Source organism: Halomonas huangheensis (assembly GCF_001431725.1).
Taxonomy (GTDB): Bacteria; Pseudomonadota; Gammaproteobacteria; order Pseudomonadales; family Halomonadaceae; genus Halomonas; species Halomonas huangheensis.
Map to the genome: position 1 here is coordinate 2,568,831 of NZ_CP013106.1, position 13,632 is coordinate 2,582,462.

At 57.4% G+C, this 13,632-nt stretch carries 13 protein-coding genes; 4 read left to right on the top strand and 9 right to left on the bottom strand.

Annotation, left to right across the window (positions count from 1 at the left end; translation table 11 throughout):
* Nucleotides 1-289: 289 nt before the first annotated feature.
* Complete coding sequence (gene pyrC, locus AR456_RS11265) at nucleotides 290-1,333, bottom strand: dihydroorotase (RefSeq protein WP_021817283.1); 1,044 nt, start codon at nucleotides 1,331-1,333, stop codon at nucleotides 290-292.
* A 212-nt stretch (nucleotides 1,334-1,545) separates the two neighbouring features.
* Between pyrC and AR456_RS11270 the strand changes: the two genes are divergently transcribed.
* Complete coding sequence (locus tag AR456_RS11270; RefSeq protein ID WP_031206942.1) at nucleotides 1,546-1,974, top strand: hypothetical protein; 429 nt, start codon at nucleotides 1,546-1,548, stop codon at nucleotides 1,972-1,974.
* Nucleotides 1,975-2,066: 92 nt separating this feature from the next.
* Here the strand turns inward: AR456_RS11270 and AR456_RS11275 are convergent, their stop codons facing one another.
* Both AR456_RS11275 and AR456_RS11280 read right to left on the bottom strand, forming a co-directional pair.
* A complete protein-coding gene (locus AR456_RS11275) occupies nucleotides 2,067-3,311 on the bottom strand; it encodes an NAD(P)/FAD-dependent oxidoreductase (RefSeq protein ID WP_021817281.1) in 1,245 nt (414 codons plus the stop codon).
* A gap of 163 nt (nucleotides 3,312-3,474) precedes the next feature.
* Entirely contained in the window at nucleotides 3,475-3,951 is a 477-nt protein-coding gene (locus AR456_RS11280) for a tellurite resistance TerB family protein (RefSeq protein ID WP_021817280.1), read from the bottom strand.
* Between the two features lie 28 nt (nucleotides 3,952-3,979).
* On the opposite strand from AR456_RS11280, the gene AR456_RS11285 reads away from it, so the two are divergent.
* Entirely contained in the window at nucleotides 3,980-4,447 is a 468-nt protein-coding gene (locus tag AR456_RS11285) for a DUF3592 domain-containing protein (RefSeq protein ID WP_021817279.1), read from the top strand.
* 1 nt (nucleotide 4,448) lies between these two features.
* Here AR456_RS11285 and AR456_RS11290 read toward each other — a convergent pair whose 3' ends face one another.
* Together AR456_RS11290 and AR456_RS11295 are read right to left on the bottom strand one after the other, a co-directional pair.
* Nucleotides 4,449-5,996: a DHA2 family efflux MFS transporter permease subunit gene (locus tag AR456_RS11290; protein WP_021817278.1), complete on the bottom strand. Its 1,548-nt coding sequence runs from the start codon at nucleotides 5,994-5,996 to the stop codon at nucleotides 4,449-4,451.
* Nucleotides 5,993-7,087 (bottom strand): HlyD family secretion protein, encoded by a 1,095-nt coding sequence (locus AR456_RS11295; protein ID WP_021817277.1) that lies wholly within the window; start codon nucleotides 7,085-7,087, stop codon nucleotides 5,993-5,995. The genes AR456_RS11290 and AR456_RS11295 overlap by 4 nt, the downstream gene beginning before the upstream one ends.
* A gap of 254 nt (nucleotides 7,088-7,341) precedes the next feature.
* On the opposite strand from AR456_RS11295, the gene AR456_RS11300 reads away from it, so the two are divergent.
* A complete protein-coding gene (locus AR456_RS11300) occupies nucleotides 7,342-8,004 on the top strand; it encodes a TetR/AcrR family transcriptional regulator (RefSeq protein ID WP_021817276.1) in 663 nt (220 codons plus the stop codon).
* Nucleotides 8,005-8,022: 18 nt separating this feature from the next.
* On the opposite strand, the gene AR456_RS11305 is transcribed toward AR456_RS11300, so the two are convergent.
* The 3 genes from AR456_RS11305 to AR456_RS11315 are packed head-to-tail and all read right to left on the bottom strand — an operon-like array spanning nucleotide 8,023 to nucleotide 11,020.
* Complete coding sequence (locus tag AR456_RS11305) at nucleotides 8,023-9,336, bottom strand: amidohydrolase (protein ID WP_021817275.1); 1,314 nt, start codon at nucleotides 9,334-9,336, stop codon at nucleotides 8,023-8,025.
* A 20-nt stretch (nucleotides 9,337-9,356) separates the two neighbouring features.
* A complete protein-coding gene (locus AR456_RS11310; RefSeq protein WP_021817274.1) occupies nucleotides 9,357-10,814 on the bottom strand; it encodes a sodium:solute symporter family protein in 1,458 nt (485 codons plus the stop codon).
* On the bottom strand, nucleotides 10,811-11,020 hold the full coding sequence (locus tag AR456_RS11315) for a hypothetical protein (RefSeq protein WP_021817273.1): 210 nt from the start codon (nucleotides 11,018-11,020) through the stop codon (nucleotides 10,811-10,813). The genes AR456_RS11310 and AR456_RS11315 overlap by 4 nt, the downstream gene beginning before the upstream one ends.
* A gap of 149 nt (nucleotides 11,021-11,169) precedes the next feature.
* On the opposite strand from AR456_RS11315, the gene AR456_RS11320 reads away from it, so the two are divergent.
* Entirely contained in the window at nucleotides 11,170-12,063 is an 894-nt protein-coding gene (locus AR456_RS11320; protein WP_021817272.1) for a LysR family transcriptional regulator, read from the top strand.
* Nucleotides 12,064-12,221: 158 nt separating this feature from the next.
* On the opposite strand, the gene AR456_RS11325 is transcribed toward AR456_RS11320, so the two are convergent.
* Complete coding sequence (locus tag AR456_RS11325; protein ID WP_236995501.1) at nucleotides 12,222-13,436, bottom strand: ArgE/DapE family deacylase; 1,215 nt, start codon at nucleotides 13,434-13,436, stop codon at nucleotides 12,222-12,224.
* Nucleotides 13,437-13,632 lie beyond the last annotated feature (196 nt).

Sequence of the window (13,632 nt, forward strand, 5' to 3'; positions counted from 1 at the left end):
CTCAAGTAAATCATCTATCTCAAGTACTTTGTCGAGAGTTTTGCCGATTCAGGCATTCGTGGGATATCAGCAGGCACTACAAGGCTGAGTTGCGGAAAACCGGACTGTCATGGGCAAGGAGACACTTGCAGACCTATGCGCGGGAACACGAGCGTTCGCAACATCATTGTGAGCGTTGCGACAAGCGTATATTGCCATCAAGAGATAGTGGCCTCCGGAAAGAGATAGTGGCCACGGAAAAAGATAGTGGCCCACGGAGAATGGGCCACACAGGAAAGAACTTGAAGAATCAGCCGGTATCAACCAGGCGCCAGGGCAGGCTATCGCCAGCGCAGAGAGGCACCAGGGTTTTACCCTCACCAAATGGCAGCTCGGCAGGTACCTGCCACTCTTCACGCTTCAGAGTGATGCTGTCGGCATTGCGCGGTAAGCGATAAAAATCAGGGCCATGATGACTGGCAAAACCTTCCAGACGATCCAGTGCTCCTGCCTGGTCAAACGCCATGGCATAGAATTCGATGGCGGCAAATGCGGTATAGGCACCGGCACAACCGCATGCGCTTTCCTTATCATCACGTCCATGCGGTGCACTGTCGGTTCCCAGGAAGAAGCTGGGATCTCCGGAAGTGGCAACTTCAATCAGAGCTTCCCGATGACGCTCGCGCTTGAGAATCGGCAGGCAGTAATAGTGTGGACGAATACCACCAACCAGCATGTGATTGCGGTTGTACAAGAGATGGTGTGCAGTAATCGTTGCCGCGATGTTCTCGGGCGCCTCACTGACAAAGCGCGCCGCATCCGCCGTAGTGATGTGTTCAAACACCACACGCAGTGAAGGATGCCTTTCGATCAGCGGTTTCATCACTCGCTCGATGAATACCGCTTCACGATCGAAGATATCGATGGCTGAATCCGTGACTTCACCATGCACCAACAGCGGCATGCCCAACCGCGCCATGGCTTCGATCGCTGCATCACAATGCTTGAGATCGGTAACACCAGAGTCCGAGTTGGTCGTCGCCCCAGCTGGATAGAGCTTGACGGCCTTCACTCTACCACTGGCCCAGGCTGCCTCAACATCCTCCGCCGTGGTGCGGTCGGTGAGGTAAAGCGTCATCAGCGGCTCAAACTGGCTATTCTCCGGCAGAGCACTCAAAATGCGCTCGCGATAAGCCAGTGCCTGTTCGAGGTTGGTAACGGGCGGCTTGAGGTTGGGCATGATGATGGCACGCCCCATCTGGCGAGCGGTGTCCGCTACAACCGCCTCTAGAGCAGCGCCGTCACGCAGATGAAGGTGCCAATCATCGGGCCGGGTCAGGGTTATCGAAGTCACGGGCAGTCCTGTATATATGAAATGTAGATGAGCGGTCATGGAGAGAATTTCAGGAGCCGTAGTATAACGCATCGAGTCAATATCCGACGCATGTCCCCACGCTGGTGTCTGCCACGGTAGCCATGGAAAACCGCCACATCAGTCTGCAAATCGCGTATCATCAGGCAAGCGCGGCCAAGGGCCCAGCCGTCAGGTTTCATGAAGAGGAAACGATGCCCAAAGTACGTCACTACGCAGATCTGGTCGCCACTCTCGCCGGCTTGATGTGGCTGATGCTGTATTGGTCTATCAGCATATCCCTATCCATCGGCAGCCCGGAACCTGCCATGGCTGCGCTGCTGCTGCTCGGCAGCATGATCCTGATCAGTTTTGTCCATCGACCGGTACGCGTGATGCTGAGCCGCTATCACGTCCGCAAGCGACGCACCGAAATGTGGATGCACATCCTCGCTCTGCCGCTGACATTGGCCTTCCTGCTGGCGATCGTCATCGACCACCTCATCACCCCGATGTCCGGTGCGCAGAAGATGCTGCTGTTCAACGTACTGGCCACCGCCAGCTGGCTGGTCTTCGTTGTCACGCTGTTGATGAAGCTGCTCGTCCGCGCCATCGCCGATCGCCGTGCCAACAACGAGTCCTGAACGCCCGGGACGGTATCAAGCGTTGGCGAGCGATAATCAGACAAGGCCCAGGTCTGGCGGGGACTGATCCCCGCCGTAAGCCGTAACAGGCATCACTCGAACCGGTCGACACGGAACGGGTGCATATCCACATCAGGCGTCTCACCTTCAATCATCTGCGTCAATAACTTGCCGGTGGCAGGGCCGAGCGTGAAGCCCTGGTGACCATGACCACAGGCCAACCACAAGCCATCCTGGCCAGGTACAGGCCCGATAATCGGCTTCATGTCCGGCGTGCAGGGGCGAGCGCCCTTCCAGGGCTGGGACTCAAGCCGTTCCCCCATCGGAAACAAGCTGCGTGCGGTGCGCTCTGCAGCTGCCAATTGCCTGACATGAGGAGGCGCGTCGAGCCGCTCGAGCTCAGCACCAGTGGTCAATCGAATTCCCCCCTGCATGGGCGCCAGCAGATAGCCAACCTCTGCATCCATCACCCAATGGCACAGGCGCTTGTTGGCCGGATGCTCATAGTGCATGTGGTAGCCACGCTTGACGAACAACGGTATCGACAGGTCAAACTGCTTCAGCCATTCCTGAGTCCAGGGGCCCAGCGCCATGACAACACCATCTGCAGTCAACGCGCCGCTTGAGGTTGCTATGTTCCAGCCATCCGCTGTGCGCTGAACGTCCTTTACATCGCCTTGGACAATGCGGCCACCAGTACTCTCGAATGCCTTGGCGTATGCGGCTACCAAAGCTCCGGGATCGGCAATCGTCCAGGGGTCCTGCCAGTGGATAGCACCCACCAACTGGCGTGACAGATGCGGCTCTTCCCGTGCCAGCTCGGCGGCATCAAGCACTCTGAAATTGAGGCCAAAACGTTGTGCATCCTCGCGTGCTCTTGCAACCCGAGCAGAAAGCGCAGCATCGGTGCGATAGACCTCAAACCAACCCTCCCGGCGCACAAGGTGCTCGGCACCTGCTGCTTCTATCATCGGTGCGTGCGCTTCAAGACACTGGCAGATCAACGATGCGTACTCGGGAACAATCTTCTCGTAGCGCGCCGGCGAGGAGTTCCTCCAGTACTTGAGCAAGGGACCAGCCGTGGACATCATGGCCGAAGGCCGATATCGGATATCGACCTGGCGATTGGGCATTACGCGCATCAGCGTTGCCAGATCACGTGGAAAAGGATAGGGCCTTACCGCTTCACGTTGAATGATTCCGGCATTGCCATAGGACGTTTCACGCCCGGGTTCACGGCGATCGACCAGAGTGACACGGTGCCCTCTCTTCTGCAGATGCCAGGCGATCGACACCCCGACCATCCCAGCACCAACCACCACCATCTCACGTGACATTCCGCCTCTCCCGTCCTACGTCGCAATCGAATAGGTAAACTCGTCATTCGTAGCGTGCGAGTTACCGCTGCACCAATTTGCTGCCTCGTGCGTATAATGCCTCGACATATGCCGACTTTACATATCTATATGCTTGATTAGCTGCACAAAAAGCAAAACCGTTTCAGTTGCGCTCTTTTCCCTCTGCGGCCGCGCGATTCTGCTCTACCATGCGCGTCCGTACAAAATCCGAATGGCTGACGTGCAGCAGATCCGCCAGAGCCCGGATTCGATGCTCTTCCAATGCATCCTTTGCGCCATCTGACCACGACAAAGCCCACATCTGCTGCACCAGGCCCACGCGCTGTTCGTAGCCCCAATGATCGCGCAACTCGCGGACAAAGCGGTGATGATCCACGGCACTTTCAGCCTCTTCCCGCGCCAGATTCATCAACTCGTCAAGCTGCTCACCATCGAGCTGAAACTGCTTGCTGAGCTGCTCACGCATCAACTGAAGCTCGACTTCCTCGACCTGGTAGTCAGCGCGCACCACCTCACACAGCAGGACCGCTGTCGCGAGCCGCAGATCCGGCTCTGCAGCGACAGAACCAGAATCCGATACCTCATTGATCCAACGCTGCAATGACGCCATCATCGACATATGCTTCTCTCCTTACAGGAAAATTCCAATGCCTCACCCTCTTCTGCTGGTCGCGGTGCTGACATTCGTTGGCGCCATCATCAGCGCCCTGGGCACCTGGAAGGTACGAGACGTCAATAGCTGGCCAAGCGTAGAAGCCATTGTCATCAGCACGGATGTCAAGCTGGCTTCTGCGGCCCAACACAGGCGAGAAAGGGATGATCAGCAGCGCCGATACCTTACGCGCATCCAACTACGCGCCAGCATCAACGGCACCACTATAGAATCCGACAACAGCGGCTTTGACGGTGTTCCCTCCTTCACCTCACGACAAGACGCCGAAGCCTATGTCGATCGCTACCCACCAGGCAGTCGCGTGACGGTTCGAGTATCACCTCGCGATTCACGCATCATGCAGCTGGGCGACAAGCGCCTGCCCTGGGGTCGCATCGGGCTCACGGCGTTTCTGCTGTTCGTCAGCCTCGCGACCTTTACGCTTTACCTGAGCCGCGGTTGAGTCAGGACTCGATACGTTTGACCAGTAACACCAGCGGAGCACACAGCAAGTACATCACGCCCAGCAGGATGAAGATATCATTGAAGGCCAACACCTGAGCCTCTCGCATCAATACCTGCGACACCATTCCTGCCGCACTCTGCTGTGGATCGGCCACATGCCCTGTCAGCATCGACTCATAGCCAGCAAGCCGCTGCAGTACTATCTCGCGTCCTTCATTCACTGCTGGAATCAGCTGGTTCCAATGGTAATCCTCACGGACATCGCGAATGGTATCCATCAGCGCCAGCCCCACTGCACCGCCCAGGTTACGCATCACATTGAACAGACCACTGGCATTCCCCACTTCTTCGCGAGGCAGTGTCCCCAGCGCGATGCGTGATACAGGTATGATGCAGAAGATCAGCCCGACCCCACGCACAATCTGCGGCCAGAAGAACTCGTCGAACCCCGATTCCGCGGTCAGCACCGCATTCATCAATGAGCCGACCCCCACCAGCAGAAAGCCAATGAACAGCATCAAGCGCAAGTCCATGCTACCGGAAAGACGGCCGGCCACCGGTGCCGTGAAGAACATCGCCACCCCGGTGACAAACATCACCTGACCAATCTGCAAACTGGAAAAGCCACGCACATAACCAAAGAACAGCGGCATCAAATAGACCAGCCCGTACAGCGCTACACCAATGATGAAGCCCTGAGTGGCCCCAAGCGCGAAATTACGATTGGCGAAGGCCCGTAGATCCACAATCGGGTGGTCATGGCGCAAGGTCCGTACAAAGAAACCAATGGCGGTAAAGACACAGAGCAACGCCAGCGAAAGGATCAGGTCATCGTCGAACCAATCTTCGCCGGGCCCTTCCTCAAGCACATATTCAAGGCTACCGAGAAACACCGCCATCAGTGTCAGACCCAGCACATCGAGGCGTCTGATGACACGCAGGTCACCCTTGTCGATATCAAGGAAGTTCCAGGCAGCCCAGGTCACCAGAATGCCCGGCACGATATTGGCCAGAAACAACCAGTGCCAACTGGCCAGCTCGGTGATATAGCCACCCACGGTCGGACCGATCGACGGTGCCAGCGTCACCACCATGCCAATCACCGCCTGCACCGCGCCCATCATTCGACGTGGAAAGATCGAGAAGCTGATCGCATGAGTGATGGGGATCATTGCCCCTCCCAGGAAGCCCTGGATGGCGCGCAGAATCACCAACTGTTCAATAGTGGTCGCCAGGGCGCAGCCCAGGCTGGCAAGGGTGAAACCGGCACAGGAAACGACGAAAGCAATGCGCGTCGACAGAATGCGTGTCAGCATCCCCGACAGCGGAATCATCACGATCTCGGCGATCAAGTACGACGTCTGAACCCAGGAAATCTCTTCACTACTGGCCGACACCCCGGCCTGAATTTCATTGAGCGAACTGGCCACGATCTGGATATCCAGAATCGCCATGAACATGCCAAAGACGGCAGCAATAAAACCTATCCGCTGTCGCATCGGCGGAAGTTCATCCACCCCCGCCGTCGCCGTAGCTCCAGCACTCATGAATCGTTGTCCACACCAGTCGCGGTTGCCTCAGGTCTGACCGCCAGGGCATCACCATCAAGGTTGTGAGTATCGACTTCAGGTATCACCGACAATCCGGCGCGCATCAATCCCAACGCCTCGTCAGGCCCGGTTAGCCTGATCTTGACCGGTACCCGTTGCACAATCTTGTTGAAGTTCCCCGTCGCATTGTCCTGCGGCAGCAGGCTGAACTGTGCGCCAGTCGCTGGTGCGATACTGTCGACGACACCCTCGAGCTCCAGATCCGGATAGGCATCAACATGCAGGCTCACCGGTTGCCCGATACGCATGCGTTCCGTCTGGGTTTCCTTGTAGTTGGCGATGACATAGGCAGCCTCAACCGGCACCAGATGCATCAACGTCAGCGACGGCTGCGCCAGATCACCCACTTCCGCGGTAATCGCTCCCACCACCCCTGCGCGTGACGCTACTATCCGCGTCTGAGTCAGATGATGCTGGGCCACCGCCTCGGCAGCCTGAGCGGCCTCGATATTGGCTTTTGCCGATTCGATATCCGCGTCAGCAACATCCAACTGCCGCTGCGCGGACAGCAATGAGGCGCGCCGAGCAGCCAGAGTGGACGTCGCCACCCGCAGCTCGGCTTCATCATCCTGACGTTGCTGCTGCGACGCGTACTGACGCGACTCCAGCGACTGCGAGCGCTCGACATGCCGCTGAGCCTGAACCACCTGCGCCTCGGCAGCTTCCACTTGCGCTTGAGCCTCGGCAATCGCCGCCTGCTGACGGTCTCGCTGACGCTGAGCCTGCACGAGCCCTGCTTCCGCCACCTGACGCTCGGCTTGTGCCTGAGCCAACTGATTACCGGCATCAGAGTCATCAAGCTGTACCAGTACCTCACCCGCTGCGACGCGCTGGTTATCCTCTACCGGTATCGCGGTAATACGCGCGGATATCTCTGCCCGCAGTGTGACACTGTCACTTTGTACATAGGCATTATCGGTCTCCTCGATGAAGCGGCCCACCTGCCACCACTCCACTCCTTTCCAGACACCCGCGACCACAGCGATCACGGCCACCAGGCCCAATGCCACTACCTTCTTGCCTGCCATTTCGCCTTCCTTCCACGGCCGGAATCATCGCTCCGGCGAAGTAACGGGTTGTCTTCACAGACAGTTGAACCAGAATACTCTCTCACCACCCCTGCAACCGTGGGGCGTGCAGCCTCGGACCATCGGATACTGAATGCTGAAATATAGAGTACCGGCTTCGCACCTCGATCCTGATCATAGGCTTGGAGTGCAAAAATGTAATGTATGATACACTACCAGCTAAAGCGAATCATTATGCGCAGGAACCTCATGCCATGAGAGATAGAGCGGAGATCGACTCTTCCAGTCAGCAACAGATGACCAACAAGGGCAAGGCCAGACGCCAGCGACTGCTGTGTGCGGCACGGGATGTGTTTCTGGAGAAGGGCTACAACGGTGCCAGTATCAATGACATCGTTGCACGCGCTGGTGGCTCACTGAGCACGCTGTACAAGCAGTTCGGCAGCAAGGAAGGCCTGTTCGTGGCGGCGTTGGAGGCTCATGCCGGCAACGTCTGGGCACGTCTCGAGGAAGGTCGCGACCGCCCACCCGAAGATGTCCTGTTCGAGCTTGCCCAGGGGCTGATCGACCTGGTCTTTACCCAATCCCACCTGCGCTTGATACGCAGCATCGCTTCCGAAGCCGAACGCACCCCGGAACTCGGCAGATTATTCCTGGAACGTGGTCCTGATCGCACACGACGCGAACTGGCCGACTACCTGAAGGCACAGCACGAGCGGGGGACAATTCGCATTCAGGACCCACGCGCAGCAGCCTCCATGTTTACAGGTATGGTGCTCGGTGAATGGCTGATTGACTCACTCACCGGCCGCGTCCCGGAAATCGACGAAGCCGCGCGCAACCAACGTGCACGCAGCTGTACCGACTTGTTCCTGGCTGGGCTGCGTGGGGTGGACAGCGAGTCCCGAGAGCAGTGAGCCGCAGAGGAAGGTTTCTCAGTGGCTATCCGCAAGCCACGCCAACGCGCCAGCTGCCAACGCCTTGATCCCGGTTTCCATGGTCACAGGATTACCGGGGAAGTAGTACGGCGAGTGCGGCATCTCGAGATGCGTCATTTTCTCAGCAACACTGCTACCCGGTGTATTGCTCCAGCGTTCAGCGGGAGTGGCGCCGATGAACCAGTAGACACACGGAATATCGTCGCCCGAGAAACCACCCGCCTCAGCATTACCAAAATACGGGAAGTCCTCGCTACCGTTGAGCCGATGCATATCGTAGAGTGCCGACTCCCCAAGCCATCGTGTGTGCCCAGCGCGTACCCTCGCCACACTGGCTGGATCGTTGTGAAGCGCGATGGTCTGGGACATCACCTCGAACTCCGGCTCTTGCGGCGAGCGCCCAGCGTCACACTCCGCCCTGACGATACGCTCGATGGAGGCGATAACGCGCTGATGTTGAGCATCATCGAAACTGCGGATATTGATCTCCATATCGGCATGATGCGGGATAATATTGCCCTGAGTGCCAGCCTGCAGCTTGCCCACGGTCACCACCACGGTGTCTTCAGGAGGAATCTCGCGAGACACAATGGTCTGCAGACGGGTGACAATATGTGCAGCAATCACGACTGGATCAACGGTCTGCGCCGGCATCGAACCATGGCCCCCCGCTCCATGCACGCGTACTGCCAGCGTTGTTGCCGCAGCCATCGCCTTGCCTTCCAGGTGGCCAACCGTTCCCGCCAAAGCCGGCATATTGTGCTGACCAAGCACCACATCCGGACGCCCAAAACGCTCGTAAAGACCATCATTGAGCATCGCCTGAGCGCCACCAAAGACTTCCTCGGCTGGCTGGGCGATCAATATCGCAGTGCCGCTCCAATGCTCACACAACGATGCCAACACCCCAGCCGCCCCCACCAGGCAGCTCGAGTGAAGGTCATGCCCACAGGCGTGCATCACCGGCACCTCCCGGCCATCAGGCGTCTTGCCAGTGTCAGTGCTGGCATAATCGAGACCGGTGGCCTCCTTGATCGGTAAGGCATCCAGATCACTACGCATCATGACCTGCGGCCCCTCTCCGTTGCGGAGTACCGCCACTACCCCAGTTCCTCCGACACCACGTGTCACTTCAAGACCAAGCGCCTCAAGCGCCTCGGCCACTGCCGCGCTGGTCTGATGTTCGTGGAACGGCAGCTCCGGATGTTGATGCAAGCGCTGATAGAGCGCACTCACCTGTGCCATCTGCTGTGTGGTTGCTGCATCAAGTAGCGTCTTCACTGCTAATTCAGTCGTCTCAGTCTCAGTCACAGTCACATCTCCTTGCCGACTCAAGTCGTGATTTCCGAACGGTTAACTTGCTTGTGCCCAACATACTTCTGGCACAACAGTACTACCGCGGTATTGACCAGCAGTCCCCAGAACCCCGCGTGCCAACCGAAGGGGCTGGTGACCGCAAACTGGAAGATCAGAAACACGCTACTGCCCGCCAATGCCCCAAGAGACGCCGCACGCTTTGTCAGCGCCGGGAAGAACAAGGCTCCGAGTACCATTGGCATTAGCTGTACGATCAAGCCATACGCACCAAGCAGCAGTATGACCAGTGATGAAGGGTTGATCAGTGCGACCAGGTAAGCCACCAACGAGACGGCGAGTACACAGATACGTGTTGCCTTGACGGCCTGCTGCTCAGTGGCGTTACGCATTACCGTCGGTCCAAGCACATCACGCGTCAGTACCACGGCCGCGGTATGCGCCAGGTTGGCACCCGTCGACATCGCCGCTGCCAGTGCACCCGACAACATCAAGCCGACTACCCAGGCAGGGAAATCCGAGACGTTGATCACCAGTTCCAGCAATACTCGATCCGAGCTGGCCAATGGCGTATCGGCGAAGGTCAGGATGCCGGCAAACCCGATCAACATCAGCGGTATCAGTAGATAGGCGTACAGCGGGTAGAAGACACTAACCTTGCGCAGACTGCGGCCACTGTCAGCGCTGTAGAACTTCATGAACAGATGTGGCCACATCGCACCACCGAAGGCACTGACCAGTACCGCCGTGCTGAAGGCGCCCCACTCCATGCCTTTACCACCACCCGGAATGGTCAAGTATTCTGGTGCTTTGCTGGCAATCTCGGTGAACATCTCCTGCACACCGCCATAGATATGAGTCGGAATTATCAGCCCCAGAAACCAGGCAATGGCGATCATCATGATGCCCTGCACCAGGTTGGTCCAACCGATGCCATTGAGTCCACTGGTAAAGACATAAGCCGCGACAACGATAAACGCCAGCAATGCTCCCAGCCAGAACGGCACCAGCGAATTGGTCGCCGCCTGGAACAACATGCCTGCACCAGCAATCTGCACCGTTAGATACGGCACCATCGCCAGAACACCAATCACGCCAGCCAATAACCCCAGTGGGGTACTGCGATAGTGATCCGAGATCAAGTCACCCTGGGTGAGGTAGCCACGCTCACGACCCAGCCGCGCCACTTTCGGGCCCAGCACCCAGATGGTGATCGGTATCAGCCCCAGATAGGCAATGATGTAAAACGCGGGGGCGCCCCTTGAATACGCCCAGCCAGGGCCACCGAGAAAGGAGAATGCCGAAAATATCTCGGCGCCAAGAATGAAGAACAGGATCAACACGCCAACATGGCGTCCGCCAGCGACGTAATTTTCCAGCGTCGAAGGACCATCTCCGCGAGCTCGAATCCCCACCCACAGCACTACCGCCAGATACGCGAGGGTGATCAAGGTCACCAGTATGGAATCACTCATCGCCTCGCCCCCCCATGGCGGATGACGTAGGCCACCCAAAGGCCGAGGAAAAGCACCGCCATCCACAGCACATACCAGAAGAACAGGAAAGGAAGCCCCATCACGTAGGGTTCGATACGGTTGGCGATCAGCGCGCCGGGCCAGATCATGGCGAGCACACAGATAACAAAGTGTGCCGCCACACCGAAGTGATAAGTCTTGCTCATGCTTGACCCCGCGTTGGTGTTGTTGTCGGAGTGACCTACTTAATATGGCGGCAGGCTTGCAATAGCAAAAATATCTATATTGAATCGAAGCAATAACAAACAGGTATGGAATAACAAACAGGTATGGAATAACAAATAGGTAAGGAAGAATGGAATTTCGTCAGCTGCGTTACTTTCTCGCCATCGTCGAAGCCGGCTCTGTATCAGCGGCCAGTCGCCGTATACATATCGCACAGCCGGCCCTCACCCGTCAGATGAGGCTTCTGGAAGAGGAACTCGAAATAAAGCTGTTCGAGCGCCATGCCCGAGGCATCTCTCTGACCATGGCTGGCCGATCACTGGTCGAATATGCCGAGGAGCTGGTAGCTCGCCATGATGAGCTCAAAGGGCGACTGGCTGCGCTTGGACACGGCATGACCGGTCGATTGAATCTGGCAGTAACAGTCACTCACCTATGGATGCCCCAGGTCAGTGCTCTGTTGCGGGAGTATCGCCAGCGTTATCCTTCGGTGGCCATGGAAGTCACTCCATTGCTGTCAGGCCCACAGCTTGAACGACTAAGAGAAGGTACGCTCGACGCCGGATTGCTGTATCTCGACCGCGACGACACTGTCGAAATCACCAGCATGAAAGTGCGTGATGACAAACTACTACTCGCCGTCCCCGCAGACTCGCACTGGGCCAGCAATCCTCCGCAACGTCTATCCGAACTTGAACACACTGATTTCGTATGGGCATTCCGGCATATTTCCCCCGAGTATCATGATCGAATGACTCAACATTTCCGGCGCCTGAACTTCCATCCGCGTGTCGTCCAATATGGCGCAGACAACATCGCCATACTCAGCATGGTCTCCGCAGGACTCGGCATTACCATCGTCCCGGACTCAGCTTGCGCCAACCCCATGCCCAGCGTGGTATTCCTGCGTATGGAGGAACTCGAACAATGCATCATGCCGCTACATCTGGCATGGAGAGAGGATAACGACTCACCGACAGTAGCGAACCTCGGCGGTTTGGTGAGAGAGCATCTCGAGACATAGCACATCTAAACAGAGCACTTCGAGACCAGGCATTTCAAGACTAGGCATTTCGAGACAGAGCTCGTCGAAACAGCGCACGTCGAGATACAACCGACGGCAAGATCAGTGAGAAAAAGGGGTAACTGGGTAACTGCAAAAGAATCCCCAGCCTTACAGACCTATCCCAAACGCCCCCAGCGCTGGAGAAACAAGGCATAGACCTTCAGTGTGTGCTCGATGGAAGCAATACTGACACGCTCATCCACGCCGTGAATCCGCTCGGCCACCGGCCCATAACAGCTTCCGGAAATCCTGTCGGCAACATGGAAGGCGCGTAGATCCGTGGTACAGGTCAACGCATGATACTCCGGCCTTGCTCCGGTAAACGCATGATGACACTCCTCCAATATCTGGATTCCGGGAGAATCAGCGTCAACCAGATGCCCCCCCGAACGGAATCCATGGAACTCGACCTGGAGATCGGAAATCTCCATCCCGATCATGGCGCGCGCCTGTTCCACGCAGCGCTCGATGCGCGCCATCATGGTCTGAGGAGCCATCCCGGGGGGAAAGGCAATACGGCCCTCCAGCCAGGCCTGAGAAGGAACGGTGGAAGCCCAGTTGCCACCTTCGATACGACCGATGCTGAGATTGAAAGGATGAGGAACATTCAGATACGGCGATTGACGCTCTGCATTGAGCTGGCCTTCCAGCGATTTCAGCGCAGGAATCATCGCCTGCAATGCCTCAATGGCGTTGCAACCCGCCGAGGCATCCAGCACATGCGCTGGCTCGCCATCCAATACAAGGCGAAACCATAACACTCCGACCTGAGCCGAAGTCACCACTGGCCCCACGGGCTCAGGAATCATGACGAAATCGCCACCAAAGCCCTGCTGCAGGCACGCCAGAGTGCCATTACCGGTACATTGGCCTTCGATCACCGCCTGCAGCGTCAGCGGAAACTCGAGGGGCATATCAGCCTCTCGCGTAGCCACCACTGCCATGACCATCGCTGCCACACCTGACTTCATCTCGCCCACACCCCGGCCATACAGCCAGCCATCCCGCTCCACTGCGCACCAGGGCGGATGGGTCCACCTTGCCACCGGTTCGGCCGGCACAACATCAAGGTGCCCGTTGAACACCAGGTGGGGTCTGGGAGATGTCCCGTTGAGCACCGATACAAGGTTGTAGCGCGAGCCCTGCGTAGCGTAATCCACCGGAACATCCGCACAGTGCAGGTGATGCTGAGCATACTCCAGAGCAACTCGCTCGACCGGCAGGTCGAAATCCAGTAACCGCTGCTCCATCAGCGCCAGCACACCGCTTTCCTGACCACGGATGCTGTACTGTTGCACCAGCTCAGACGTCAGCGCTAATGTTTGAGGCATGAGCGACTCACATACCTTCAGCAACCGCTGTTCCTTTGTCGTCAAACCGCATACAGCGTACTCTGGACCACTCATATGGCGTTACTCGCACAACAGAATGTCGGCAATATCTTACAAACTGTGCTCTATCGTAGCTTAGCAAGCCAGTAGCACGCTGACACGACAAGCCAGTACATCGACGCCGCTCAAATAATGG

Bases quoted from the DNA above. Each gene is read 5' to 3' on its own strand.
- AR456_RS11270 (WP_031206942.1), top strand. From the start codon at position 1,546: ATGCCCAAAGTACGTCACTACGCAGATCTGGTCGCCACTCTCGCCGGC.
- AR456_RS11275 (WP_021817281.1), bottom strand. From the start codon at position 3,311: ATGTCACGTGAGATGGTGGTGGTTGGTGCTGGGATGGTCGGGGTGTCG.
- AR456_RS11280 (WP_021817280.1), bottom strand. From the start codon at position 3,951: ATGTCGATGATGGCGTCATTGCAGCGTTGGATCAATGAGGTATCGGAT.
- AR456_RS11285 (WP_021817279.1), top strand. From the start codon at position 3,980: ATGCCTCACCCTCTTCTGCTGGTCGCGGTGCTGACATTCGTTGGCGCC.
- AR456_RS11290 (WP_021817278.1), bottom strand. From the start codon at position 5,996: ATGAGTGCTGGAGCTACGGCGACGGCGGGGGTGGATGAACTTCCGCCG.
- AR456_RS11295 (WP_021817277.1), bottom strand. From the start codon at position 7,087: ATGGCAGGCAAGAAGGTAGTGGCATTGGGCCTGGTGGCCGTGATCGCT.
- AR456_RS11300 (WP_021817276.1), top strand. From the start codon at position 7,342: ATGAGAGATAGAGCGGAGATCGACTCTTCCAGTCAGCAACAGATGACC.
- AR456_RS11310 (WP_021817274.1), bottom strand. From the start codon at position 10,814: ATGAGTGATTCCATACTGGTGACCTTGATCACCCTCGCGTATCTGGCG.
- AR456_RS11315 (WP_021817273.1), bottom strand. From the start codon at position 11,020: ATGAGCAAGACTTATCACTTCGGTGTGGCGGCACACTTTGTTATCTGT.
- AR456_RS11320 (WP_021817272.1), top strand. From the start codon at position 11,170: ATGGAATTTCGTCAGCTGCGTTACTTTCTCGCCATCGTCGAAGCCGGC.
- AR456_RS11325 (WP_236995501.1), bottom strand. From the start codon at position 13,436: ATGCCTCAAACATTAGCGCTGACGTCTGAGCTGGTGCAACAGTACAGC.